24 protein-coding genes are annotated in these 23608 nt (G+C 71.3%); 20 read left to right on the plus strand and 4 right to left on the minus strand.

Annotated elements, in window-relative coordinates:
* Positions 1-78: 78 nt before the first annotated feature.
* The 12 genes from carA to AC5JJ1_RS04180 all read left to right on the plus strand — a co-directional run bounded on the left by carA (position 79) and on the right by AC5JJ1_RS04180 (position 9938).
* Positions 79-1455, plus strand: coding sequence for a glutamine-hydrolyzing carbamoyl-phosphate synthase small subunit (carA, locus tag AC5JJ1_RS04125; RefSeq protein WP_495783845.1), 1377 nt, complete (start codon positions 79-81; stop codon positions 1453-1455).
* Complete coding sequence (locus tag AC5JJ1_RS04130; RefSeq protein ID WP_495783846.1) at positions 1452-2213, plus strand: SDR family NAD(P)-dependent oxidoreductase; 762 nt, start codon at positions 1452-1454, stop codon at positions 2211-2213. The genes carA and AC5JJ1_RS04130 overlap by 4 nt, the downstream gene beginning before the upstream one ends.
* Positions 2214-2216: 3 nt before the next feature.
* The gene (locus AC5JJ1_RS04135; protein WP_495783847.1) at positions 2217-2852 is read left to right on the plus strand and encodes a LysE family translocator; all 636 of its coding nucleotides are present in this window, start codon (positions 2217-2219) and stop codon (positions 2850-2852) included.
* Positions 2849-3109 carry a hypothetical protein gene (locus tag AC5JJ1_RS04140; protein ID WP_495783848.1) on the plus strand — a complete coding sequence of 87 codons (261 nt, stop codon included), beginning with the start codon at positions 2849-2851 and terminating at the stop codon, positions 3107-3109. The genes AC5JJ1_RS04135 and AC5JJ1_RS04140 overlap by 4 nt, the downstream gene beginning before the upstream one ends.
* Positions 3106-3282, plus strand: a complete 177-nt coding sequence (locus AC5JJ1_RS04145; RefSeq protein WP_495783849.1) for a hypothetical protein — start codon at positions 3106-3108, stop codon at positions 3280-3282. The genes AC5JJ1_RS04140 and AC5JJ1_RS04145 overlap by 4 nt, the downstream gene beginning before the upstream one ends.
* Positions 3283-3296: 14 nt before the next feature.
* The gene (gene carB / locus AC5JJ1_RS04150; RefSeq protein ID WP_495783850.1) at positions 3297-6542 is read left to right on the plus strand and encodes a carbamoyl-phosphate synthase large subunit; all 3246 of its coding nucleotides are present in this window, start codon (positions 3297-3299) and stop codon (positions 6540-6542) included.
* A gap of 196 nt (positions 6543-6738) precedes the next feature.
* Positions 6739-7212 (plus strand): transcription elongation factor GreA, encoded by a 474-nt coding sequence (greA, locus tag AC5JJ1_RS04155; protein ID WP_495783851.1) that lies wholly within the window; start codon positions 6739-6741, stop codon positions 7210-7212.
* 8 nt (positions 7213-7220) lie between these two features.
* Entirely contained in the window at positions 7221-8432 is a 1212-nt protein-coding gene (locus AC5JJ1_RS04160; protein ID WP_495783852.1) for a threonine ammonia-lyase, read from the plus strand.
* 111 nt (positions 8433-8543) lie between these two features.
* Positions 8544-9158: a hypothetical protein gene (locus tag AC5JJ1_RS04165; RefSeq protein ID WP_495783853.1), complete on the plus strand. Its 615-nt coding sequence runs from the start codon at positions 8544-8546 to the stop codon at positions 9156-9158.
* Positions 9159-9185: 27 nt separating this feature from the next.
* Complete coding sequence (locus tag AC5JJ1_RS04170; RefSeq protein ID WP_495783854.1) at positions 9186-9488, plus strand: hypothetical protein; 303 nt, start codon at positions 9186-9188, stop codon at positions 9486-9488.
* Positions 9489-9530: 42 nt separating this feature from the next.
* Entirely contained in the window at positions 9531-9779 is a 249-nt protein-coding gene (locus tag AC5JJ1_RS04175; RefSeq protein ID WP_495783855.1) for a hypothetical protein, read from the plus strand.
* A gap of 21 nt (positions 9780-9800) precedes the next feature.
* The gene (locus AC5JJ1_RS04180; RefSeq protein ID WP_495783856.1) at positions 9801-9938 is read left to right on the plus strand and encodes a hypothetical protein; all 138 of its coding nucleotides are present in this window, start codon (positions 9801-9803) and stop codon (positions 9936-9938) included.
* Here the strand turns inward: AC5JJ1_RS04180 and AC5JJ1_RS04185 are convergent.
* On the minus strand, positions 9928-10407 hold the full coding sequence (locus AC5JJ1_RS04185) for an Lrp/AsnC family transcriptional regulator (RefSeq protein WP_495783857.1): 480 nt from the start codon (positions 10405-10407) through the stop codon (positions 9928-9930). The genes AC5JJ1_RS04180 and AC5JJ1_RS04185 overlap by 11 nt on opposite strands.
* 163 nt (positions 10408-10570) lie before the next feature.
* Between AC5JJ1_RS04185 and trxB the strand changes: the two genes are divergently transcribed.
* The 7 genes from trxB (at position 10571) to AC5JJ1_RS04220 (ending at position 18685) form a co-directional block, all read left to right on the plus strand.
* Positions 10571-11551 carry a thioredoxin-disulfide reductase gene (trxB, locus tag AC5JJ1_RS04190; RefSeq protein WP_495783858.1) on the plus strand — a complete coding sequence of 327 codons (981 nt, stop codon included), beginning with the start codon at positions 10571-10573 and terminating at the stop codon, positions 11549-11551.
* A 1-nt stretch (position 11552) separates the two neighbouring features.
* Positions 11553-12440 carry a LysR family transcriptional regulator gene (locus AC5JJ1_RS04195; protein ID WP_495783859.1) on the plus strand — a complete coding sequence of 296 codons (888 nt, stop codon included), beginning with the start codon at positions 11553-11555 and terminating at the stop codon, positions 12438-12440.
* 304 nt (positions 12441-12744) lie between these two features.
* The gene (locus AC5JJ1_RS04200) at positions 12745-13767 is read left to right on the plus strand and encodes a hypothetical protein (RefSeq protein WP_495783860.1); all 1023 of its coding nucleotides are present in this window, start codon (positions 12745-12747) and stop codon (positions 13765-13767) included.
* On the plus strand, positions 13767-16721 hold the full coding sequence (locus tag AC5JJ1_RS04205) for a caspase family protein (RefSeq protein ID WP_495783861.1): 2955 nt from the start codon (positions 13767-13769) through the stop codon (positions 16719-16721). The genes AC5JJ1_RS04200 and AC5JJ1_RS04205 overlap by 1 nt, the downstream gene beginning before the upstream one ends.
* 124 nt (positions 16722-16845) lie before the next feature.
* On the plus strand, positions 16846-17445 hold the full coding sequence (locus AC5JJ1_RS04210) for a nitroreductase family protein (RefSeq protein WP_495783862.1): 600 nt from the start codon (positions 16846-16848) through the stop codon (positions 17443-17445).
* Positions 17442-18035, plus strand: a complete 594-nt coding sequence (locus AC5JJ1_RS04215; protein ID WP_495783863.1) for a nuclear transport factor 2 family protein — start codon at positions 17442-17444, stop codon at positions 18033-18035. The genes AC5JJ1_RS04210 and AC5JJ1_RS04215 overlap by 4 nt, the downstream gene beginning before the upstream one ends.
* Positions 18036-18199: 164 nt before the next feature.
* Positions 18200-18685: a hypothetical protein gene (locus AC5JJ1_RS04220; RefSeq protein WP_495783864.1), complete on the plus strand. Its 486-nt coding sequence runs from the start codon at positions 18200-18202 to the stop codon at positions 18683-18685.
* A 471-nt stretch (positions 18686-19156) separates the two neighbouring features.
* Here AC5JJ1_RS04220 and AC5JJ1_RS04225 read toward each other — a convergent pair whose 3' ends face one another.
* The 3 genes from AC5JJ1_RS04225 to AC5JJ1_RS04235 are packed head-to-tail and all read right to left on the minus strand — an operon-like array spanning position 19157 to position 22454.
* Complete coding sequence (locus AC5JJ1_RS04225) at positions 19157-20290, minus strand: bifunctional 2-methylcitrate synthase/citrate synthase (protein ID WP_495783865.1); 1134 nt, start codon at positions 20288-20290, stop codon at positions 19157-19159.
* Entirely contained in the window at positions 20287-20916 is a 630-nt protein-coding gene (locus AC5JJ1_RS04230; protein WP_495783866.1) for a GNAT family N-acetyltransferase, read from the minus strand. Before AC5JJ1_RS04230 ends, AC5JJ1_RS04225 begins: the two co-directional genes overlap by 4 nt.
* On the minus strand, positions 20916-22454 hold the full coding sequence (locus AC5JJ1_RS04235) for an MmgE/PrpD family protein (protein WP_495783867.1): 1539 nt from the start codon (positions 22452-22454) through the stop codon (positions 20916-20918). The genes AC5JJ1_RS04230 and AC5JJ1_RS04235 overlap by 1 nt, the downstream gene beginning before the upstream one ends.
* Positions 22455-22575: 121 nt before the next feature.
* On the opposite strand from AC5JJ1_RS04235, the gene AC5JJ1_RS04240 reads away from it, so the two are divergent.
* Positions 22576-23487: a LysR family transcriptional regulator gene (locus tag AC5JJ1_RS04240; protein ID WP_495783868.1), complete on the plus strand. Its 912-nt coding sequence runs from the start codon at positions 22576-22578 to the stop codon at positions 23485-23487.
* The last annotated feature ends 121 nt before the right edge of the window (positions 23488-23608 follow it).

Raw genomic sequence — 23608 nt, forward strand, 5'->3', positions numbered from 1 at the left:
GGAGATGGGAATGGGAAGTTTTTTCCCAAAGCTCGCCTCCGGCTTGAAATGGGAAGTCCCTTCCCGCATGTTCCGGCCATGCGGACCGTCGAAGAGATCATCGCCCAACTTGGCGGCCCGGAGGCCGCCGCGGCGCGTTGCGGCATCGGCACCGAGGCGGTGCGGAAGTGGCGGCAGGCGCGGGCCATCCCTGCCCGCCATTGGCCGGCCATCCTCGCCGCCACCGGCCTCGCCCTCGCCGACATGCCGGGCACCCCTGAACCCCGTGCGGAGACAGCCATGACCGAGACCGTTCCCGAAGGCGCGACTGCCTGCCTGGTGCTGGCCGACGGCAGCGTCCTCTGGGGTCGAGGCTTCGGGGCGACCACGGCGCCGGGGGCGGCGCCGGTGGCCGAGGTCTGCTTCAACACCGGCATGACGGGGTATCAGGAGACGCTGACCGACCCTTCCTATGCTGGGCAGATCATCACCTTCACCTTCCCGCATATCGGCAATGTCGGCGCCAACCCCGAGGATATCGAGGCGGTGACGCCGGCGGCGCGCGGCCTCGTCGTCAAGCAGGACCTGACGGAGCCGGCCAATTACCGCGCGACGCGGCATCTAGACGACTGGCTGAAATCCTTCGGCATCCCGGGCATCGCAGGGGTGGATACGCGGGCGCTGACCATCCGCATCCGCGACGGCGGCGCGCCGAACGGGGTGCTGTGCTTCCCGGCCGATGGGCGCTTCGACCTCACAGCGCTCAGGGCGCAGGCCACTGCCTGGCCGGGGCTCGAGGGGATGGACCTCGCCCGCGAGGTTTCCTGCCGGCAGTCCTACCAGTGGGACGAGACCACCTGGGCCTGGCCCGAGGGCTTCGGCCGGCAGACGGCGGCGAAGCACAAGGTCGTCGCCGTGGATTACGGGGCGAAGCGGAACATCCTGCGCTGCCTTGCCTCGGCCGGGCTCGACGTGACGGTGGTGCCGGCGACGGCGACGGCGGAGGAGATCCTGCGGCACGGGCCGGACGGCGTCTTCCTCTCCAACGGCCCTGGCGACCCGGCGGCGACCGCCGAATACGCCGTGCCGGCGATCCAGGGCGTGCTGGAGAAGCGGGTGCCCATCTTCGGCATCTGCCTCGGGCACCAGCTGCTCGGCCTGGCGCTGGGGGGCAGGACCTACAAGCTCGACCGCGGCCATCGCGGCGCCAACCAGCCGGTGAAGGACCTGGCCACCGGGCGGGTCGAGATCACCAGCCAGAACCATGGCTTCGCGGTGGACGACAAGAGCCTGCCCGAGGCGGTGAAGGTCACGCACATCTCGCTCTTCGACAACTCGAACGAGGGGCTGATGGCGACCGATCGCCCGGCCTTCTCGGTGCAGTATCATCCGGAAGCCTCGCCGGGGCCGACGGACAGCCACCACCTGTTCCATCGCTTCGTCGAGCTGATCGAGAAGCACAAGGGAGGGGCATGATGTTCGACCTCAAGGGCCGCACCGGACTGGTGACCGGCGGGAATGGCGGGATCGGCCTCGGCTTCGCGCGGGGGCTGGCGAAGGCCGGCGCCCAGGTGATGGTCGCCGGGCGCAATGCCGAGAAGAACGCGGCGGCGGTTGCCGAGCTCAAGGCGCTCGGCGCTGAGGCGGATGCGGTCATCGTCGACGTGACCGACGGCGCCAGCATCGAGGCGATGGTGGTGGCGACCGCCGAGCGCTTCGGCGGCATCGACATCCTGGTCAACAATGCCGGGACCAATATCCGCAACCGGCCGGAAGTCTATGCCGAGGCCGACTGGCACACGGTGATCGACACCAACCTGACCAGCGCCTACCTCGCCTCCAAGGCGGCCTATCCGCATCTCAAGGCGAGCGGGCATGGGCGGGTGATCAACAACGGGTCGATGCTGTCGATCTTCGGCCTGCCCTTCCACATCGCCTATGCGGCGTCGAAGGGCGGCGTGGTGCAGTTCACCAAGTCGCTCGCCGTCGCCTGGGCGGCGGATGGGATCACGGTGAATGCCGTGCTGCCCGGGTGGATCGACACCGACCTGACGCGCAAGGCTAGGTGCGACATGCCGGGGCTGAACGACAACGTGCTCGCGCGGACGCCGAAGGGGCGCTGGGGCACGATGGAGGATTTCGAGGGGCTGGCGGCCTTCCTCGGCAGCGATGCGAGCGGCTTCATCACCGGCGTGGCGATCCCGGTCGATGGCGGGTTCTCGGTGCAGGGCTGAGCCTTGCCCTCCGCCGACACCCTCCTCGTCTTCGCCGCGCTCTCCCTCGGCCTCGCGGTGACGCCGGGGCCGAACATGCTCTACCTCGTCTCGCGCTCGCTGGCGCAGGGGACGGGGGCGGGGATGGTCTCGCTGGCCGGGTGCCAGGCGGGGTCACTCGCCATCATGCTCTGCGCGGCGGCAGGGATCACGGCGGCGCTGCTCGCCATCCCCTATGCCTGGGACGTGCTGCGGCTTGGCGGCGCGGCCTATCTGCTCTGGCTCGCCTGGCAGAGCGTCAGGCCGGGCGGGCAGCCGGTCTTCGCGCCGAAGGCGATGCCGCGGGAGCCGGCGACGAGGCTCTTCTCCGTCGGCTTCGCCACGGCGGCGCTCAACCCGAAGGTGGCGCTCTTCTACATGGCGGTGCTGCCGCCCTTCATCGACCCGGGCCGGGGGGATGCCTTCGCCCAGGCGGCGGTGCTCGGGGTGGTGCAGGTGCTGATCTGCGCGGGCTGCGATGCGCTGCTGGTCTCGGGCGCCGCGGGCGTCGCGCGCTTCCTCGGCACGCGGCCGGGCTGGATGGCGGTGCAGCGCTGGGTGCTCGGCGCGGCGCTCGGGCTGCTCGCCGTCAAACTGGTGAGCGAGGGTCATAAGGCATGACACTCTTCCTCATCGCACTCGCCGCCCTGTCCTGGACGGGGCTGAGCCTCGCCGTGCTGGCGATGGTGCTGCGGCGCATCGGCACGGCGCGGCAGGCGGCCTGGCGGGCCTTCGGCATCGGCCTCGTCGTCAACAGCATCTCCGCCTGGTACGCCTCGCCCGGCGAGCCGATCGCGGCCGTCATCCTCATCATCCTCTGCCACCTGCTGCTGCTGCCGGCGCTGCTGATCGCGGCGCGGCGGGAGGAGATGCGGTGACGCGGCGCCTCCTTCTCCTGCTCGGCCTCGCCGGCTGCGCGGTGAACCCGACGCCCGAGCAGATCCGCGCGCAATGCGAGGCGGAGCGCACGCGGCGCGGCATCCGGCGGTTGCTGCCGCCCGAGACGCGCGACCGCCCCGAATGCCTGCCGCCCACCGCGGCCCCGAACTGACGGATACCCGACCCATGCCGAAGCGCACCGACATTCAGTCCATCCTCATCCTCGGCGCCGGGCCGATCGTCATCGGCCAGGCGGCGGAGTTCGACTATTCCGGCGCGCAGGCCTGCAAGGCGCTCAAGGCGGAGGGCTATCGCGTCATCCTGGTGAACTCCAACCCGGCGACGATCATGACCGACCCGGGGCTGGCGGACGCCACCTATATCGAGCCGATCACGGTCGAGATGGTCGAGAAGATCATCGCCAAGGAGCGGCCGGATGCGCTGCTGCCGACCATGGGAGGGCAGACGGCGCTCAACACCGCCCTCAAGCTCGCCGAGGCCGGCGTCCTCGAGAAGCATGGCTGCGAGCTGATCGGTGCCAAGGCAGAGGTCATCGACAAGGCGGAGGACCGGCTGAAATTCCGTGACGCGATGACCAAGATCGGCATCGAGAGCCCGCGCTCGGCGATAGCCCATACGATGGAGGAGGCGCGGGCGGCGCTCGACCTCGTCAAGCTGCCCTGCGTCATCCGCCCCTCCTTCACCCTGGGCGGCACGGGCGGCGGCATCGCCTACAACCGCGAGGAGTTCGAGCAGATCGTGGCCGCCGGCCTGGATGCCTCGATGACCAACGAGGTGCTGGTCGAGGAGAGCGTCCTCGGCTGGAAGGAGTTCGAGATGGAGGTGGTTCGCGACAAGGCGGACAACTGCATCATCATCTGCTCCATCGAGAACCTCGACGCGATGGGCGTGCATACTGGCGATTCCGTGACCATCGCCCCGGCGCTGACGCTCACCGACAAGGAATACCAGCGGATGCGCGATGCGAGCATCGCCTGCCTCCGCGAGATCGGCGTCGATACCGGCGGGTCGAACGTGCAGTTCGGCATCAACCCGGCCGACGGGCGCATGGTGGTGATCGAGATGAACCCGCGCGTCAGCCGCTCCTCGGCGCTGGCCTCGAAAGCGACGGGCTTCCCGATCGCCAAGGTCGCGGCCAAGCTCGCCGTCGGCTACACGCTGGACGAGCTGAAGAACGACATCACCATGGTGACGCCGGCCTCCTTCGAGCCGACGATCGACTATGTCGTGGTGAAGATCCCGCGCTTCACCTTCGAGAAATTCCCCGGCACGCCGGCGACGCTTACCACCAGCATGAAGTCGGTCGGCGAGGCGATGGCGATCGGGCGGAGCTTCACCGAAGCCCTGCAGAAGGGGCTGCGCAGCCTCGAGACGGGCCTGTCCGGCCTCGATGAGATCGCCGCCCCCGGCGACGGCAGCGCGGAGGCCTTTCATGCGGCGCTGGCGACGCCGAGGCCAGACCGCATCGTCATAGCGGCGCAGGCGATGCGGGCCGGCGTCTCGCTGGCCGAGATCGCCGAGGCCAGTAAATTCGATCCCTGGTTCCTGCGCGAGGTGGAGAAGGTCGTCGCCGCCGAGCGGCGGGTGAAAGCCGAGGGACTGCCGAGGACGGCGACCGGGTTGCGCGCGCTGAAGGCGCTCGGCTTCTCCGACAAGCAGCTCGGCCGGCTCACCGGACAGGGCGAGGCGGCGGTGGAGGCGCATCGGCTGAAGCTCGGCGTCACGCCCGTCTTCAAGCGGATCGACACCTGCGCGGCGGAATTCGCCTCTGACACTCCTTATATGTACTCGACCTATGAGGGCGGGTTTGGGGTACCGGACTGCGAGAGCCGGCCGACGGACCGCCAGAAGGTCGTCATCCTCGGCGGCGGGCCGAACCGGATCGGCCAGGGCATCGAGTTCGACTATTGCTGCGTCCATGCCTGCTATGCGCTGAAGGAAGCGGGCTTCGAGACCATCATGGTCAACTGCAACCCGGAGACGGTCTCGACCGACTACGACACCTCCGACCGGCTCTATTTCGAGCCGCTGACCGGCGAGGACGTGATCTCCCTCATCCGCAAGGAGCAGGAGCGGGGCACGCTGCTCGGCTGCATCGTGCAGTATGGCGGGCAGACGCCGCTGAAGCTGAGCCAGGCGCTGCACAAGGCGGGCATCCCGATTCTCGGCACCTCGGCGGAGGCGATCGACATCGCCGAGGACCGGGAGCGCTTCCAGCACCTGCTGAAGGGCCTCGGCCTGCGCCAACCGCAGAACGGCACGGCGCGGACGCTCGACGAGGCGGCGCGCCAGGCGGAGCGGATCGGCTATCCCGTCGTCGTCCGGCCGAGCTACGTGCTCGGCGGACGGGCGATGGAGATCGCCTGGAACCGCGAGCAGCTCATGCGCTTCGGCCAGGAGGCGGTGAAGGTCTCGGGGGAGAACCCGATCCTCATCGACCAGTATCTCGCCGACGCGATCGAGGTCGATGTGGACTGCATCGCCGACGAGGATGGCGCGGTCTATGTCGCCGGCGTCATGGAGCATATCGAGGAGGCGGGCATCCATTCGGGCGACAGCGCCTGCTCGCTGCCGCCCTATTCGCTCCCCCCCGCCATCGTCACCGAGCTCAAGGCCGAGACCGAGGCGATGGCCAAGGCCCTCAAGGTCAAGGGGCTGATGAACGTCCAGTATGCGGTGAAGGACGGGGAGATCTTCGTCCTCGAGGTCAACCCCCGCGCCTCGCGCACCGTACCCTTCGTCGCCAAGGCGACGGGCGTGCCGGTCGCCAAGATCGGCGCTCTCGTCATGGCCGGGCGGCGGCTCGGCGAGTTCGACCTGGATGACAGCGCCGTCAACCGGCATGTGGCGGTGAAGGAGGCGGTCTTCCCCTTCAACCGCTTCCCGCAGGTGGACGTGATCCTCGGGCCGGAGATGAAGTCGACCGGCGAGGTGATGGGGCTCGATGCCAGCTTCGAGCGAGCCTTCGCCAAGGCGCAGCTCGGCGCCGGCGTGAAGCTGCCGCTGGCCGGCACCGCCTTCATCTCGGTGAAGGAGAGCGACAAGCCGGCCGCGGTGGTCCTCGCCCGGCGGCTGATCGACATGGGCTTCGTCGTGGTGGCGACGCGGGGCACGGCGGCCCGCATCCGGGATGCCGGCCTGGCCTGCGAGATCATCAACAAGGTGCTGGAGGGGCGGCCGCATTGCGTGGATGCGATCAAGTCCGGCGACATCCAGCTCGTCATCAACACGACGGGCGGCGGGCAGTCGGTGGCGGACAGCTTCGACATCCGCCGCTCGGCGCTGACCCAGGGCGTGCCGCACTACACGACCGCGGCAGGGGCCCGGGCGGCGGTGCATGCCATCGCGGCGCTCCGGGCCGGAACCCTTGATGTGGCTCCCTTGCAGGCCTACTTTCACCGCTCGTTCTGATCCCGGGCCCGGGTTCCGGCGGACCTCGCGGGGTTTACCTCGCGGGGCGGAACCCCAGGCCCGGTTTCCGTGTTCCCACTCGCCAACCCGTGCCGCAACCGCAAGGGTGGCGCGTCGGGGATGGCTTTTTTTGGTCGCGTTTGCGGTGGCGGACCGCGCACACTCCGCTTCGATACGCTCAAGGGAAGGGCTAGCCGTGCAGAAGTTCCCCATGACCGCGGAAGGTCTGGCGAAGCTGGAAGAAGAGCTGAAGGTCCTCCGGTCCGAGGAGCGGCCGGCGGTGATCCGCGCGATCGCCGAGGCCCGGGCGCATGGCGACCTTTCCGAGAATGCCGAGTACCATGCGGCGCGCGAGCGGCAGTCCTTCATCGAGGGCCGGATCGCCGAGCTCGAGACCATCATTCCCGCGGCCGAGGTGATCGACGTCTCCAAGCTCTCCGGCGACCAGGTGAAGTTCGGCGCCCGCGTCACCGTCGTCGACGAGGAGACGGAGGAGCAGAAGACCTACCGCATCGTCGGCGCCTATGAGGCGGACATGAAGGTGAACTCCATCTCCATCTCCTCCCCCCTTGCCAAGGCGCTGATCGGCAAGAAGGTCGGCGACAGCGTCGAGGTGCCGGCGCCGGGTGGCGCCCGCGCCTATGAGATCACCGCCGTCGCTTTCCGCTGACGCCAAAGGTGCTCGACCAGCAGGTCGGCCTGGCCGAGGTCCGGGCCGCGGCGGCGCGCATCAGTGGCGCCGTGCTGCGGACGCCGACCGTCGAGGTCGATGCGGTCTCCCGCGCCGCAGGGGCTCGGGTCTTCCTCAAGCTCGACAACCTGCAGGCGACGGGCGCCTTCAAGGAGCGTGGCGCGGCCAACCGCATCGCGCTGCTGACGGCGCGCGAGCGGGCGGCGGGCGTCATCGCCATGTCGGCGGGCAACCATGCGCAGGCGGTGGCGCGGCATGCCGCCCTTGCCGGGATCGCGGCGACCATCGTGATGCCGCGCTTCACCCCCTCGACCAAGGTGGTGCGGACCGAGGGCTGGGGCGCCCGCGTCGTCCTGCATGGCGAGACGCTGGCCGAGGCCGCGGCGCATGCGCATGCCATGGCGCTCAATGAGGGGCTGACCTTCATCCACCCCTATGACGATCCGGGCGTGATCGCGGGCCAGGGGACCCTGGCGCTCGAGCTGCTGGAGGATGCGCCGGGGCTGGAGGCGGTGGTCTTCCCCGTCGGCGGCGGCGGGATGCTGGCCGGCTGCGCCGGGGCGATCCGCGAGCTGCGGCCGGAGGTGCAGGTCTTCGGCGTCGAGGTCGAGGGCTACCCGGCCATGGCGCAGCGCCTGGCCGGGCGGCCGGTCGCGGTCGGCGGGCCGACCATCGCCGAGGGCATCGCCGTGCGCGATGTGGGGGAGCTGCCCTATGCGCAGCTCAAGCGGCTCGGCGTCGAGGTGCTGGTGGTGCCGGAGCGGGCCGTCGAGCAGGCGATCGCGCTGCTCGCCGAAGGGGCGAAGCAGGTGGCCGAAGGGGCCGGTGCGGCAGGGGTGGCGGCGATGCTCGCCCATCCGGCGCGCTTCGCGGGCCGCAGCGTCGGAACCGTCATCTGCGGCGGGAATATCGATGCCCGCATCCTCGCCAACGTGCTGCTGCGCAACCTGCTGCGGGATGGGCGGATCCTCAGGCTGCATCTCGACATTCCGGACCGGCCGGGCGTGCTGGCCGACATCGCCATGCGGGTGGCGGCAGCGGGGGGCAATGTGATCGAGGTGAGCCATCAGCGGCTTTTCGCCGCGCCCTCGGTGCAGAGCGCCGAGCTGGAGCTGATGGTCGAGGTCCGGGACACGGTGCAGGGCGATGCGATCATCGCGGCGTTGGAGGCCGCGGCTTACGCGGTGCGGCGCGGGTGAAGCCGCTCATCCTAGCATTCTCGGACCATCGACTTCACAATATTGTGGTTGAACCGAATGTCTATGTTATAGACAAGGGTCTACACCAATTGCCCGAAGGATAGCCTGCACGTGGACATGCTGCCGGAGCTGGTGACGTTTGCGATCGAGCAGCCCAGGCGGTTCCGAAGCCTCAGCTTCAGCGGCTGCACGGCGGAATTCACCATGGCCGGCCTCGCCGACCGGTTCGACAACAAGCATATTTGGCGCGTCTCCCTGCCGGCGCTGATGTCCCGCCCGCATCCCGCGACGATCACCCTGCCCGAGCATCCGCGGGCGGCGCACTTCCTCGCGCGGGAGCTGCGGAAGGAGGTGCGGGCGGTGCTGCGGGAGGGGGATTGGGACCTCGTCGTCTTCGATTTCGTCGGCGACAACCTGGTCGACTTCCTGTGCTTCGACGGCTGCGTCATCCCCGATATCCGCAACGGCATCTTCGATCCGGCCTGGATGGGGATCGACTTCTCCTGCCATCCGCCGTTGGCGGGGGCAGAGGTGCTGCCGGGCCACAGCGACGCCTACTGGGCGCTGTGGCGAGAGAGCTTCGCGGCATTCCATGGGGAAATCCTGGCGCCGAAGATCGCGGACGGGACCAAGGTGGTGGTCCTCACCCGCCCGATCTGCCGCCGCTTCCTGGCGGAGGGGGCGGAGCAGCGCTTCGAGCTGCCGCCGGCGCTGCAGGCGGCGTAGGCGCGGCTGCCGGGCCTCTATGATTGGATGGCTGGGTTTCCCGGGCTGCATTTCATCCCCTTCGATCCGGAGCTGATGATCTCGGGCGCCGACGTGCCCTATGGCGGGCCGGCGCCCCTTCATCCGGTGAAGGAGGCCTTCGCCCCGGTTCGGGCGGCGGTGCTGCGGCTGATGGGCGAGGGCGAGGCGACGGCACGGGCCCAGGAGACGCAGGCCCTGGCCGGGCTGCTGCGCGACGGCGCGGCAAAGGCGCATGAGCGGGACCGCGCTATCGCCCTTGCGCAGCAGGCCGAAGCGGAGCGGGATGCAGCGCAGGAGGCGGCCAGCTGAATGGAAGCCGAGCGGAACGCCGCATGCGAGGCAGCCGGCCAGATGAAGGCAGCGCTTGCGGCGGCGCTCGCCCGGACCGAGGCGCTGGAAGAGGAGCTGCACCGGGCCCGGGCCGCTTGCGCGGCGGAGGCGGCGGAGGCCGCGCTGATGCAGCGGATGCTCGGCCAGGGGAGGGGCTGGAGGGCGCGGCTTCTGCGCCGGAGCGGGCTGGTGGAGCTGGCGCGGCATGCGGCCCGGCGCCGGCGCTGGGCCCAGGCGGAGCGGTTCTACCGGCTGGTGCTGCGCGCCTGACCCGGCCGGGCGGCGCTCTGGGTGCAGCTCGGCCACATGCTGAAGGAGCAGGGCGCCGCGGCCGCCGCCGCCGGGGCCTATCGCCGGGCGGAGCGGCTGGCCCCCGGCGCCTGTGATGCGGCGCGCCACCTCGCGGCGCTCGGCACCGTCAGGACGTGACAGGGACGCCGGCCTCGTCCTTCGAGGTGCGGATGGTCTGCAGGGTCTGCACGCGGGCCACCATCTCGGCGGCGGTGAGGCGGGCGGTCAGCGCATTCTCATGCGCCGTGTCGCGCGCCACCAGGCGAAGCAGGAAGTCGCCACCGCCGCGGATCATGTGGCACTCGCGCACCTCGGGCCAGTCGCGCACCATCCGCTCGAAGGATTGCAGCACCGCCTCCTTCTGGCTCTCGAGGCCGACGAGGGCGAAGAAGGTGATCTCGTAGCCGAGGGCCACGGGGTCCAGGTCGGCATGGTAGCCGCGGATGATCCCCTCCTCCTCCAGCCGGCGCACGCGGCGGAGGCAGGGCGGGGCGGAAAGGCCGACGCGGCGGGCCAACTCGACATTGGTCATCCGTCCGTCCGCCTGCAACTCGGCCAGGATCTGGCGGTCCACCTCGTCGAGGGATGGGTCGGTCTCGATGGTCATGCTCTCTGTTCATTGCCGGTCGCGGGCGTCGGGCGCAATATCATTGCAGAGGGCCAGGGCCGCAAGAACATCGGCTACGATTGACCCGGCTTTCGCTTGTTCCGCAGGACGGCCGCGCAAATATGCTCGGCAACCCTTCTGACCGCATGCCGGGAGCCCGACCGTGTCCAACATCCACCGCACGCGCCTGCTGATCCTGGGCGCCGGCCCGGCCGGCTACACTGCCGCGATCTATGCAGCGCGGGCAGGGCTGAAGCCCCTGGTCGTCGCCGGCCTCCAGCCGGGCGGGCAGCTCACCATCACCACCGATGTGGAGAACTATCCCGGTTTTGCCGAGCCGATCCAGGGTCCCTGGCTGATGGACCAGTTCAAGGCCCAGGCGGAGCATGTCGGCGCCGCCATCCTCCAGGACGTGGTGACGCGCATCGACCTCAAGGCGCGGCCGATCCGGGCCGAGGGCGATTCGGGCGATGTCTACCTTGCCGAATCGTTGGTCATCGCAACGGGGGCGCAGGCGCGCTGGCTCGGCATCCCCGGCGAGCAGGCGCTGTCGGGCTTCGGCGTCTCGGCCTGCGCGACCTGCGACGGGTTCTTCTTCCGCGGCAAGTCCGTCGCGGTCATCGGCGGCGGCAACACGGCGGTGGAGGAGGCGCTCTACCTGTCCAACCTCGCCAGCCAGGTGACCCTGGTGCACCGGCGGGACAGCCTGCGCGCCGAGCGCATCCTGCAGGAGCGGCTTTTTGCCAAGCCGAATGTTACCGTCCTGTGGGATACGATGGTGGAGGAAGTGCTCGGGACCGAAGGGGGCCGCTTCCGCGCCGTCCGCGCCATCGCCACCCGCCATGCCCGCACCGGCGAGCGGGGGGAGCTGGCGGTGGATGGCGTCTTCGTCGCCATCGGGCATGACCCGGCGACCGCGCTCTTCCGCGGCCAGCTCGGGATGGATGGGGAGGGCTATATCGTGACCGATCCCGGCAGCACCCGCACCAGCATCCCGGGCGTCTTCGCCGCGGGCGACGTGCAGGACCGCATCTACCGCCAGGCGGTGACCGCCGCGGGCACCGGCTGCATGGCCGCGCTCGAGGCCGAGAAGTGGCTGGCGCACCTTCCCGAGGACGCCCCCGCCATCGAAGCCTGGACCTGACATGCCGCTGGACTGGGACAAGCTGCGCGTCTTCCACGCGGTCGCCGAGGCAGGCTCCTTCACCCATGCGGGGGAGACGCTCAACCTGAGCCAATCCGCCGTCTCGCGGCAGATCCAGGCGCTGGAGGAGGCGCTCGCCGTGCCGCTCTTCCATCGCCATGCGCGCGGGCTGATCCTGACCGAGCCGGGCGAGACGCTCAACCGCACGGTACGCGAGGTCTTCGCCAAGCTGGCGATGACGGAAGCGCTGCTCACCGAAAGCCGCGAGCGGCCGGCGGGGCGCCTCAAGGTGACCTGCACCACGGGCTTCGGCAGCACTTGGCTGGCGCCGCGGCTGTCGCGCTTCCTCGCGCTCTACCCCGATGTCAGCGTGACGCTGCTGCTGGACGACAGCGACCTCGACCTTGCCATGCGCGAGGCCGATGTGGCGATCCGCATGCACCCGCCGCGGCAGCCGGACCTGATCCAGCGGCACCTGGCGAGCTTCGGCTGGCGGGTCTGCGGCGCGCCCGCCTACCTCAAGCGCGCCGGGGTGCCGGAACGGGCGGAGGAGCTGGACGCGCACCGCATCATCTGCTGGGGCGAGCACCGGCCGCCGATCGACGAGGTGAACTGGCTGGCCGAGGCCGGGCGGCGGCCCGGCTCGGCGCGGCGCGCGGCGGTCGAGGTGAACAGCCTCACCGGCATGCTGCGGGCGGTGCAGAGCGGGCTCGGGCTGGCGGCGCTGCCGGACTACATGGGCCCCGATCTCGATGGGCTGCTGCAGGTGCTGCCGGAGCTGAAGGCGCCGAAGCTCGACGCCTATTTCGTCTATCCGGAGGAGATGCGGCACTCGAAGCGGGTCTCGGTCTTCCGCGACTTCCTCGTGACGGAGCTGGCCGGGCATTGATCCATGCGAATTCCGCAGGGGAGCCGGTCGTTTTCACCAATGCTGCATGGCAGCGGCGGGCGTAGGCTTCCTGCATCCGGCGGTTGTGCCGGAGAGGGTTTCGGGGGTCTCCCCTGACATCCTTCGTCTCCCAGACGTGAAGCCTCCCTGTTTGACTTGGCCGCTAGCCCCATGGGCTAGCGGCTTTCTTTTTGCGCGATCACGCCGGCACGATATTGCCGCGAAAGCACACAAGCCCGCGTGATGCTTGCCTCAACCCCCGGCTGTGCTGGCTGCATCGGCCCTATTCTGTTACGTTCGGGTCATGCATCATACCACTTCGCGGCGCCCGGTTCGGCGCCTGACCGCCGGCCTGACGGCCATCGCCCTCCTCGCGGGCTGCGCCACCAATCAGGTCGACCGAATCGGCGCCGATGACGGCAGCGATGCCTGCCGGCCGCAGCGCGTCGCCCTGGATTCGACAGGCAACTACTACGGCCAGGACATGGTCCGCGGCGCGGCCATCGGCGCCGTCTCGGGCGGCGTCCTGGGCGGGCTGATCGGCGCGGCCGCGACGGGGCGGACGCGGGACATCGCCATCGGCGCCGGCGCAGGCGTGCTGGCGGGCGGGGCGCTCGGCGCGGCGGGCGGCTACCTCGCCGCGAAGCGGCGGCAGGCGCAGGACCAGGCGAGCCTCAGCGCCGCGATCGGCGGCGACCTGGCCAACGAGAATGCGCAACTCGACAAGACCCAGCTTGCCTTCAACCAGCTCATCGACTGCCGGTTGATGGCGGCGGAGGCGATCCGCCAGGAGGTGCGCAGCGGGCGGATGCCGCTCGAGGCGGGGCGGCAGCAGATGGCGGCGCTGCGCGAGCGGGCGCAGCAGGACATCGCCATCGCCCGCAGGATTAACCAGCAGATCGGCACGCGCGGGGCGGAGTTCGACACGGCGATCGATGCCGTGGCGCCGGAGGCGCGGACCCAGGTGGCGACCCGCACCGCGGCCCCCCCTGCCCCGGCCCGGCCGCGCGCGCCGGTGCCGCTGCGCATCCGGCCGGAGCCGACGGCGCCCGAGATCGGCCGCGTCGCCGCCAACGAGCCGGTGCGGGTGAAGCCGGCGGGCAGCAACTACGCGCTGGTCGAGATGGATAGCGGGCTGCGCGGCTATGCGCCGGCCAGCAGCTTCCCCGGGCGGCGGCCGGCGGCGGCGGCGCCGGTTGGTGGTGGCGATGGCGGCGGCGTGCGGGAGCTGGCGGCCTCCAACATCGCCAAGCGCGACAACTTCAACGAGAGCGTGATCAATGCGGAACGGGCGGCGCAGGGCCAGGGCTTCGAGCTCGCCGGCTGATGCTTCGCCTGGGGCTGCTGCTGGCCGGGCTGCTGCTGGGCGCCGGGGCGGTGGCCCAGCCGGCGCCGCCTGAGCCGCCACAGCAGCCCTTCCTCCGCATCGAGGCGGGGGCGCATACCGCGCCCGTCGCGCGTCTGGCTGTGGATGCTGGCGGGCAGGTCCTGGCCAGCGTCTCGGACGACAAGACGCTGCGGCTCTGGACCCTGCCCGAGGGCACGCAGCGGCGGGTGATCCGGCCGCCGATCGGCACCAACGAGGATGGCGAACTCTATGCCGTCGCCCTCAGCCCGGATGGCGGGCGGGTGGCGGCGGCAGGCTTCACCGGGCAGTCCTGGGACGGCGTCTTCTGCCTCTATCTCTATGATGCGCGGAGCGGGCGGCTGCTGGCGCGGCTCTCGGGCTTGCCGGCGCCGGTGCAGCACCTCGCCTTCTCGGTGGATGGGCTGCGGCTGGGGGTGGCGCTCGGCGGAAAGGCCGGCATCCGCGTCCTCGATGCGCGGACGGGGCAGCTGCTGTTCAACGATGCGGGCTATGGCGGGCCGGCGCGGATGCTGGGCTTCGACCGGCAGGGGCGGCTCGCCACCGCCTCGGCCGATGGGCATGTGCGGGTCTACGACCCGACGGGGCGGCGGCTGGCGGACCGGGTGCCGCTCGCCGGGGCAAGGCCCTTCGGGCTTGCCTGGTCGCCGGATGGCGGGCTGATCGCCATCGGCTACGAGGACCGGCTGCGGGTGGAGGTGCTGGCGGCGGCCGACCTCCGCAGCGTCATGCTGCCGGATGTGACGGGCCTTGCCGGCGAGGGGCTGCCGGCCGTCGCCTGGGCTGCGGATGGGCAGGGCGGCGTGCAGCTCCATGCCGGTGGCTATGCGCGGCTGGCGGGGGCGCCGGCCGCCGCCGCGCGGGGGATCGCGGTGCAGCGGGAGGCGGCGCCCTCCCCCTCCCCCAAGCGCGAATTCGTGGTGCGGCGCTGGACGGATTTCGGCCTCGGCCCCTCGACCGACATTCCGGCGGCGCGGGATGCGATCTCCCACCTGCTGGCGCTGCCGGGCGGGGGCGTCGCCTATGCGGCGGCGGACCCGGGTTGGGGGCGGATCACGCCGGAGGGGCTGATCGCCTTCGCACCGAGGCCGCCCGGCGCGGATTTCCGCGCGACCGGGGCGAGCCTCGCCGCGACGGAGGATGGGACGACCCTGCGCGTGGCGCTGCGGCCGGGCGAGGCGCCGGTCGCTTTCGATGCGCTGGACGGCCGGCTCGGGGCGGCGGGCGGCGCGGCCGCCTTCCTGCCGGCGCGGACGGCGAGCGCGCGGCTGCCGGTCGCGGACTGGCACAATTCCAACCGGCCGCGGCTGGGGCAGGTCCCGCTGCGGCTCGGCGTGGGGGAGTTCGCGCGGAGCCTCGCCATCCTGCCCAAGGAGGATGGGTTCCTGCTGGGGACGGACACGCATCTCCGCCTCTTCGATGCGGCGGGGCGGCCGGTGGATGCGCTGGCGGTGCCGGGCGCCGTGTGGGGGCTGACCGTCGCGGGCGACATGGCGATCGCCGCGCTCGGCGACGGGACGCTGCGCTGGTTCCGGCTCGGCAGCGGGGCGGTGGTGGAGCAGGCGGCGCTCTTCATCCAGGCCGAGACCGGGCGCTGGGCGCTCTGGACGCCGGAGGGGCTGTTCGACCATGCCGCCAATGGCGGGCAGGAGCTGGTCGGCGTGCAGCTCAACCGCGGGCGGGCGCAGAACACGGAATGGGCGAGCTTCCAGCAGGCCTACCGTGCGCTTTATGCGCCGCAGGCCGTCCGGCAGCGGATCGCGGGCGACCAGGGGCCGGCGCAGCAGCGGCTGGCGCAGCTCGGCGAGGTCAGGGCGCGGATCGGCCGGCTGCCGGTGCTGGCGGCAGGCAGCGCCGCCTGCGCGGTGGTCGAGGCGGAGTGCCGGCCCATCGCCTGGGATGCGCGCAGCCTGCCGGAAGGGGCGACGGCGCTGCGCCTCAGCCTCGCCACGACGGATCGCGGGCTCGGCCTCGGGCCGCTCGACGTGCTGGTGAACGACCGCATCGCCGCGCGCATCGAGGCGAAGCCGGGCGAGACCGAGGTCGAGGTGCCGCTCGATCCCGGGCCGAACCGCATCGCCACCCGCCTCTATGCCGAGGACAGGACGCTCTTCGCCGATGGGCCGGCGCTCGCGCTCCGCCGCCCGGGCGATGCTGGGCCGCCAGCGGATGCGGGGCGGCTCGTCGTGCTCGCCATCGGTGTGAACCGCTATGCCAATCCGGAGCTCGACCTGCGCTTCGCCGTGCCAGATGCGGAGACGGTGGCGGGGCTGCTGCGGGACGGCGCCGGCTCGCTCTTCCGCGAGACGCAGGTGACGGTGCTGCGCGATGCCGAGGCCTCGCGGCGCGGCGTGCTGGATGCGCTGGCGCGCGCGGCCGACGATGTCGGGCCGGCGGACACCTTCATCCTCTACATCGCAGGCCACGGCATCCGGACGGAGCCGGACAACCGCTTCCTCTTCCTCCCCGCCGATACGCGCGACACCTCGGGCTGGGCGGCGCTGCGCGCACAGGGGATCGACGACGGCACGCTGGTCGCGGCGCTGGCGCGCATCCGGGCGCGGGATGCCTTCCTGCTGCTCGACACCTGCCATGCCGGGCAGCTCACCATGGAGCAGCTCTCGGCGCTCGGGAACGAGACGGGGCGCTTCCTGCTCGCCGCCAGCGGCAGCGTGCAGGAGGCACTCGACAGCTATGACGACCGCAACGGCGTCTTCGCCTATGCGCTGCGCGAGGGGCTCAGCGGCAAGGCGGCGATGGATGCCGAGGGGCGGGTCAGCGCGCTGGGCCTCGGCGAGTGGGTGACGCGGCGGGTGCCGGAGCTGGCGCGGCAGCGGCAGCACCAGCAGGATGCCGTCTTCCGCACGGCGCAGCGGGACCTGCGGTCCTTCCCGATCTCGCAGGTGCGGCGCTAGGGTAGTCCCCAAGGCGATGCCGCGCATCGCCGCGGGGGCTCCGGTCTTCGTCGCTCCCGTCACGACGTCCCGCACCGCCTGCCGCGGCAGAGCCGCACCGGCGCATCCGAGGAGCAGCAAGCGCATGTCCACGCCACCCGACCGCGAGGCGCCGGCCGACCACCCGATCGAGGCGCTGCTGCGCCGGCGCTGGAGCCCGCGCAGCTTCATCGGCGCGCCGGTCGCGCAGGCCGCGCTCGACAGCCTGCTGGAGGCGGCGCGCTGGGCCGCAAGCTCAAGCAACCAGCAGCCCTGGCACCTGATCATCGCACGCAGGGACCGGGAGGCGGAGGCCTTCGCCAGGCTGCTCGGCGTCCTGGCGCCGGGGAACCAGGCCTGGGCGGGCAGGGCAAGCGTGCTGATGCTGGCGGTCGCGCGGGTGGTGAACCCCGCGAACGGCAACCCGAACCGCCACGCCTTCTACGACACCGGGGCGGCCATGGCGCAGATGGCGCTGCAGGCCGTGGCGCTCGGGATGCAGCTCCACCAGATGGGCGGCTTCGACGCGGCGAAGGCGCGGGAGGTCTTCGGCATCCCCGAGGGGTACGAGCCCGCGGCGGCGATCGCGCTCGGCCCTGTCGGCCTGGCGGAGGCGCTGCCCGAGGCGCTGGCGGCGCGCGAGGTCGCGCCGCGGCAGCGCAGACCCGTCGCCGACTGGGCCTTCTTTGGCGGGTGGCAGGGGTGAGCGAGCAGGAAGACCGCATCGCCATCCGCGCGCTCGTCGAGAACTGGGCGCTGTGGCGCGACGCGGGCGACTGGGAGCGCTTCGCCACCTGCTGGCACGAGGACGGCTATATGTGCGCCACCTGGTGCCAGGCGCCGGCGCGGCAATTCATCGCGGCGAGCCGGGAGGGCTGGGCGCGCGGCGTCTCCATCCTGCATGTCCTCGGCGGGCACAGCGCGGACATCGCCGGCACCCGCGCCATCGGCCAGACCAAGATGACGATCAGCCAGCGCGCCGCGGTGCATGGCGTCCTCGTCGACGTGGTCTGCACGGGGCGCTTCTACGACTTCCTCGAGAAGCGGGAGGGGCGCCGGGGCGTGGTGCTGCGCCAGCCGAACTACGAGAAGGACCGGATGGACCCGGTGGATCCGGCGGCGCGGCTCAACCTCGATCCGGCGCTGCTGGCGCGCTTCCCCGAGGGCTACCGGCACCTCGCCTATCTGCAGACGCAGATCGGCTATGCGGTGAAGACCGACATGCCAGGGCTCAAGGGCGCGGAGGTGGAGGCGCTCTACGCCCGCGGAGCGCGTTGGCTCGCGGGCGTAGAGTAGCTTGGACTTAGGTCGCCGGGGCTTCCGCCTCGGCGGCCATCGGCGCCGGGGCCGGGGCAGCGGAGTTCATCGCCGCGGCCTTCCGCGCGGCGCGGGTTGCGGCCGCCTTCTTCGCCGCCTCGGAGCGGGCGGAGCTTGCCGGCGCGGCCTTCCTTGCAGCCGGCTTGGCGACGGCCTTGCGAGCGGCGGGCTTCTTCGGCGCGGCGGTCGCGCGCTTCGGCGCGGCCTTGCGGGCAGCCGGCTTCGCCACCGCCTTGCGGGCGGCAGGCTTCTTCGCGGCAGCGGCGCGCTTCGGCGCGGCCTTGCGAGCGGCGGGCTTCGCCACCGCCTTGCGGGCGGCGGGCTTCTTGGCGGCAGTGGCGCGCTTCGGCGCGGCCTTGCGGGCGACGGGCTTCTTCGCCGCGGCGGCGCGCTTCGGCGCAGCCTTCTTCGCAGCCGGCTTCCTGGCAGCGGCCTTCTTCGGCGCGGCCTTCTTCGCCACCGGCTTCTTGGCGGCGGCCTTGCGGGCGGCAGGCTTCTTCGCGGCGGCGGCGCGGCTGCGCGCGGTCACCGGCTTCTTCGCGGTGCGGCGGCTGGTGGCGACGGCCATCGGCTGCGCGCGGTCGGCGGCAGGGGTCTCGGGGGTATCGGTCACGGTTGGCATCTCCTAGCGCATTCCGGTGTTGATCGGGCGGCAGCGCGACGGCGCTTCGCCCGGGTGGTGGCAGCGGGCATCGCAGTCCAGGCCAAGTGGGCAGCATGCGATGGCGGGCGATCGGCGGCGTGATGCCGCATCATGCTGCCGCCTTCCGCATATCCGGCGCGGGGCGCTAAGACTTCGCCCCCCTCCGGCACGACGAATGCGACGAACCGCGCCGCATCGTCCCTCTGCCCGCGGTCCATAGACCGTCCTTCCCTGCTGCGGCACGCTGTCGCCGGATGGCTCCGCGAGGTGCAGCGGTGCAGGCACCGCCGAACGAATCGCATGCAACATCGTGCGCGCGAATCACGCTATCTGCACACGCAACCACCGTGTCAACAGAAACTGCAGTTCGCGCGCTGCTTTTATGCGTGAAGCGCACATGCAAACGGCCGCCGGATCGCTCCGGCGGCCGTTGCCTGCGATGCGATGCCGCTGTCGCTCAGCGCTGGTCGAGCGGCGGCACCGGGCGCTGCTCGGGCCCGACATAGTGCGAGAGCGGGCGGATGAGTCGGTTGTCCGCTGCCTGCTCGATGACATGCGCCGCCCAGCCGGTGATGCGCGAGGCGACGAAGATCGGGGTGAAGAGCGGGATGTCGAAGCCCATCAGGTAGTAGGCGGGGCCGGCAGGGAAATCGAGGTTCGGGTGGATGTTCTTCTCCCTCAGCATCTTCGCCGCCAGCACGCGGGAGGTCTCCATCCAGCGCCGGTCGCCCACCACCTCGGCCATCTTTTCGGCATACTTGGTCATGGTCGGCACGCGGCTGTCGCCGTTCTTGTAGACGCGGTGGCCGAAGCCCATGACCAGCGCCCTGTGGTCGAAGCGGCTGGAGAGCCATTCCTCCGCCTTCTCCGGCCCGCCGACCTCCTTCAGCATGTGCATCACGGCCTCGTTGGCGCCGCCATGCAGCGGGCCCTTCAGCGCCGCGATGCCGGCGGTGATGGCGCCATGGATGTCCGCCCCCGTCGAGGTCACCAGCCGCGCCGTGTAGGTCGAGGCGTTGAAGGTGTGCTCGGCGTAAAGGATCAGCGAGACGTCGAAGGCCTTCAGCACCTCCGGCTGCGGGACCTTGCCGAAGACCAGGTTGAAGAAATTCTCGCCGAAGCTGTGGGCGGGGTTCGGCTCGATCGGCTCGAGGCCCTTGGCGGCGCGATGGGCGGCGGCGATGGCGGTCGGGATCTTCGCCAGCAGCCGCGCCGCCTTGCGCCGGGTGGCGGGCTCGGAGACGTCGCCGCTCTCCGGATCCTCCATCCCCATGAAGGAGACGGCGGTGCGGATGGCGTCCATCGGGTGGGCGTCATGCGGGAAGTCCTTGATGACGCGGTGCAGCGCCGGGCTGATGGCGCGCTGGCCGGCGACCTCCCCGTTGAAGGCGGCCAGCTGCGCCTGGTTCGGCAGCTCGCCGTTCCAGAGCAGGTAGGCGACCTCCTCGAAGCTGCAGGTCTCGCAGAGGTCCTGCACGGCATAGCCGCGATAGGTGAGGCTGTTGGTCTCCGGCATCACCTTGGAGACGGCGGAGACATCGGCATAGACGCCGACCAGGCCCTTCTTGATCTCGGGGGTTGCTTCGCTCATGCGGTCTCTCCTTCGCATGTGCCCAATGGCACGTATTGGTCTGGCGGCGGGGCCCAGGCGAGGATCACGTCCGGCTCCCCCTCCGCATGGGCCGTGGCGTCGCGGCAGGCGATCATCCGGAAGCCGCGCTGGCCATGGAAGGCGAGCGCGGCCCGGTTGCGCCGGAAGCAGGCGAGGCGGAGGCCGCCCGGCGCGGCGGCCTTCGCCCTCTCGAGCAACATGGCGCCGATCCCCCTGCGGTGCAGAGAGGGCGTCACGTAGAGGTGCAGCAACTCCTCCCCCTCCCGGGCGAGGTAGCCGACCGGCTGGCCCGCCCCCTCCGCGACGGTGACGCGGCAGCGGGCCAGCAACTCGCCGGCGAACCAGGCGAGCGTCTCCGCCTCCGTCCAGGGCCGCACCAGGCCAGGCAGCGCGGCGTCGAGCGCGGCCCGGTGGATGGCGGCGAGCGCCGGCGCATCGGCCGGCCTGCCGGGGCGGAGGGTAATGGGCATCGTCCAGACACCTGTCGACTGTGCTCCGGCCCGGTGCCCTTCCGCGGCTTTGCCGCAGAAGGCCGTGCCGAAGCCTGGGGCGCCGAGGGCTTTCGGCCCCCCTGCGGCGCCGCGCAGCGGCGTCGTGGGGAGCATCAGAAGATCCCGGGCTTCCCTTCGGCCAGCGCGCCCTTCGGTAGGGCCACGTTCAGCACCTCGAGCTCCCCTGCGGGGATGCGGGCGAGGTCCTGCACATCGGCGAGGAAGCGCTCGCTCTCCTTCCCGGAGATGAGGCCGTCGGTCAGGATCCGGAACTTGTTGATGTAGTCGGCCCGGCCGAAGGGCCTCGCCCCGAGCGGGTGGGCGTTGGCGACGGCCAGCTCGTCGCTCAGCACCGAGCCGTCCTTCATGGTGATCTCGACGCGGCCGCCGAAGGAGAGCTCGTTCGGGTCCCGCGAGTGGTAGCGCCGGGTCCACTCCGCCTCCTCCCGGGTCTCGATCTTGTGCCAGAGGCGGACAGTGTCGGGCCGCGCCGCCCGCTTCGGGGCGTAGCTGTCGACATGGTGCCAGCGCCCGTCCTGCAGGGCGACCGCGAAGATGTACATGATGGAGTGGTCGAGGGTCTCCCGGCTCGCCTTCGGGTCCATCTTCTGCGGGTCGTTGGCGCCGGTGCCGATGACGTAGTGGGTGTGGTGGGAGGTGTGGATCAGGATCTTCTCGATCGCCTCGAAGTCCGTAATTTTCTCCCGCATGCGGAAGGCGAGGTCGATCAGCGCCTGGGACTGGTACTCGGCCGAGTGCTCCTTGGTGTAGCTGTCTAGGATGGCGCGCTTCGGCTCGCCCGGGGCCGGCAGCGGCACCTCGTAGTAGACCGGCTCGTAGGCCGCCGTGCGGCCCTCCTTGTCGGCTACGCTGCGGCCGGAGAGGACCCAGCCGATGACGCTGTCCTCGCCTTCATAGATAGGGGACGGCGCGCCCTCCCCGCGCATGGCGCGGTCCACGGCCTCGACCGCCAGCTTGCCGGCATGGGCGGGGGCGAAGGCCTTCCAGCTGCTGATCTCGCCCTTGCGGCTCTGGCGGAAGGAGATGGAGACGTGCAGCGCCTGCTGCACCGCCTGGTAGATCGTCTCCTGCGGCAGCTTCAGCAGCGTGCCGATGCCGGCCGCCGCCGAGGGGCAGAGATGGGCGATGTGGTCCACCTTGTGCTCGTGCAGGCAGATGGCGCGCACCAGGTCGATCTGGATCTCGTAGCCGGTGGCCAACCCCCGGATCAGGTCCTTCCCCGACTTCCCCATGGTCTGGGCGACGGCCAGGATCGGCGAGATGTTGTCGCCGGGGTGGGAGTAGTCGGCGGCGAGGAAGGTGTCGTGCATGTCGAGCTCGCGCACCGCCGTGCCGTTCGCCCAGGCCGCCCACTCGGGGGAGAAGCGCTTGCCCGCCGGCATGCCGAAGATGGTCGCGCCGTCCTTGCGTGGATGGCCGAGCGCCATGGTGCGGGCGGAGGTGACGGGGCGGCGGTTGATGGCGGCGATGGCGACGGAGGCGTTGTCGATGATCCGGTTGATGATCATCCCGGTCACGTCCTTCTCGACCGCGACCTTGTCGGCGGCGACGCCGGCGATCTTCCAGGCGAGCTGGTCCTCGCGCTTCAGCAGCGACTTGGACGGGTAGAGCTTCACTTCGTGTTTCTGCATCGGCGGCATTCCCCCGGCCTCGATTGAAGAGGGATGCTTTGTCCCCCCGCCGGGCATCTTCGTCCATTCCGATTGAGCCGCAAGGACGATAGGATTTCCGTATCGAGATCGGTCGGGGACGATGGACTTCCGCATCCTACGCCGCATGGGGCATTTCCTCGCCGTCGCCGAGGAGGGGCATTTCGGCAGGGCGGCGGCGCGGCTCGGCGTCTCGCAGCCGCCGCTGACCGCGCAGATCCAGGCGCTGGAGGCCGAGCTCGGCGTCCGCCTGCTCGAGCGCACGCGCAAGGGCGCGCGGCCGACGCGCGAGGGCGAGGCGCTGCTGCCCATCCTCCGCCGCCTCGCCGAGGAGGCGAAGCAGGTCGAAAGCCTGGCGCGGGAGCTGCGCGCCGGCCGCCACGCGCCGATGGCGATGGCCTGCGTCACCTCGGCGCTCTTCGACTACCTGCCGCCGCTGGTGCGCGGGCTGCGCGCGGCGGCGCCGGACAGTGCCCTCGCCGTGCGCGAGATGGACACGGCGGATGCGGTGGAGGCGCTGCGCCGCGGCGAGGTGGATTTCGCCCTCGCCCGGCTCGACCGCGACCGCCCGCCGCTCCGCGTGCTGCCGCTCGGCTCGGACGCGCTGGTGGCGGCGCTGCCGGAGGGGCATGCGCTGCTCGCCGAGGCCGGGCCGCTGCCGCTGGCCGCGCTCGCCGGCGAGGCGCTGGTGCTGCTGCCGCGCTCGATCAGCCCGGCCTATTTCGACCGCCAGGTCACCGCCTGCCGCGAGGCCGGCTTCGAGCCCGTCGCCATGCGCGAGGTGGGCAGCGCGATGGCGCAGCTCGCCTTCGTCGCGGCGGGGCTCGGCGTGGCGCTGGTGAGCTCGGGCATGGCGGTGCTGCGGCCGCCGGGGGTTGCCTTCCGCTCGCTGGCGGGGCCGGTCGGCTCGGTCGGCGTGGCGCTGGTCTGGAATGGCGAGCGCGAGACGGAGGCGGCGCGGGCGGCGATCGCCGTGGCGCGCGGGGCCTTTCCGGCGCCCGGGGATGCGGCGTAACGCGCGATCGCCGGAGGCCGGGACGGCCGAAGGCGTGAATCGCGCGGTCAAACAATAGCGGGATCATGATCCGCAATCCCCTGATCGCGGATCATGGTCTAGCCTCGGCGGGGACCGATTC

The organism is Belnapia sp. (genome assembly GCF_059504005.1).

What these genes read in the sequence shown, in the direction of transcription:
- carA (WP_495783845.1), top strand. Translation starts at nt 79, where the DNA reads ATGCGGACCGTCGAAGAGATCATCGCCCAACTTGGCGGCCCGGAGGCC.
- AC5JJ1_RS04130 (WP_495783846.1), top strand. Translation starts at nt 1,452, where the DNA reads ATGATGTTCGACCTCAAGGGCCGCACCGGACTGGTGACCGGCGGGAAT.
- AC5JJ1_RS04140 (WP_495783848.1), top strand. Translation starts at nt 2,849, where the DNA reads ATGACACTCTTCCTCATCGCACTCGCCGCCCTGTCCTGGACGGGGCTG.
- carB (WP_495783850.1), top strand. Translation starts at nt 3,297, where the DNA reads ATGCCGAAGCGCACCGACATTCAGTCCATCCTCATCCTCGGCGCCGGG.
- AC5JJ1_RS04170 (WP_495783854.1), top strand. Translation starts at nt 9,186, where the DNA reads ATGGCTGGGTTTCCCGGGCTGCATTTCATCCCCTTCGATCCGGAGCTG.
- AC5JJ1_RS04175 (WP_495783855.1), top strand. Translation starts at nt 9,531, where the DNA reads ATGAAGGCAGCGCTTGCGGCGGCGCTCGCCCGGACCGAGGCGCTGGAA.
- AC5JJ1_RS04185 (WP_495783857.1), bottom strand. Translation starts at nt 10,407, where the DNA reads ATGACCATCGAGACCGACCCATCCCTCGACGAGGTGGACCGCCAGATC.
- AC5JJ1_RS04195 (WP_495783859.1), top strand. Translation starts at nt 11,553, where the DNA reads ATGCCGCTGGACTGGGACAAGCTGCGCGTCTTCCACGCGGTCGCCGAG.
- AC5JJ1_RS04200 (WP_495783860.1), top strand. Translation starts at nt 12,745, where the DNA reads ATGCATCATACCACTTCGCGGCGCCCGGTTCGGCGCCTGACCGCCGGC.
- AC5JJ1_RS04205 (WP_495783861.1), top strand. Translation starts at nt 13,767, where the DNA reads ATGCTTCGCCTGGGGCTGCTGCTGGCCGGGCTGCTGCTGGGCGCCGGG.
- AC5JJ1_RS04210 (WP_495783862.1), top strand. Translation starts at nt 16,846, where the DNA reads ATGTCCACGCCACCCGACCGCGAGGCGCCGGCCGACCACCCGATCGAG.
- AC5JJ1_RS04225 (WP_495783865.1), bottom strand. Translation starts at nt 20,290, where the DNA reads ATGAGCGAAGCAACCCCCGAGATCAAGAAGGGCCTGGTCGGCGTCTAT.
- AC5JJ1_RS04230 (WP_495783866.1), bottom strand. Translation starts at nt 20,916, where the DNA reads ATGCTCCCCACGACGCCGCTGCGCGGCGCCGCAGGGGGGCCGAAAGCC.
- AC5JJ1_RS04235 (WP_495783867.1), bottom strand. Translation starts at nt 22,454, where the DNA reads ATGCAGAAACACGAAGTGAAGCTCTACCCGTCCAAGTCGCTGCTGAAG.
- AC5JJ1_RS04240 (WP_495783868.1), top strand. Translation starts at nt 22,576, where the DNA reads ATGGACTTCCGCATCCTACGCCGCATGGGGCATTTCCTCGCCGTCGCC.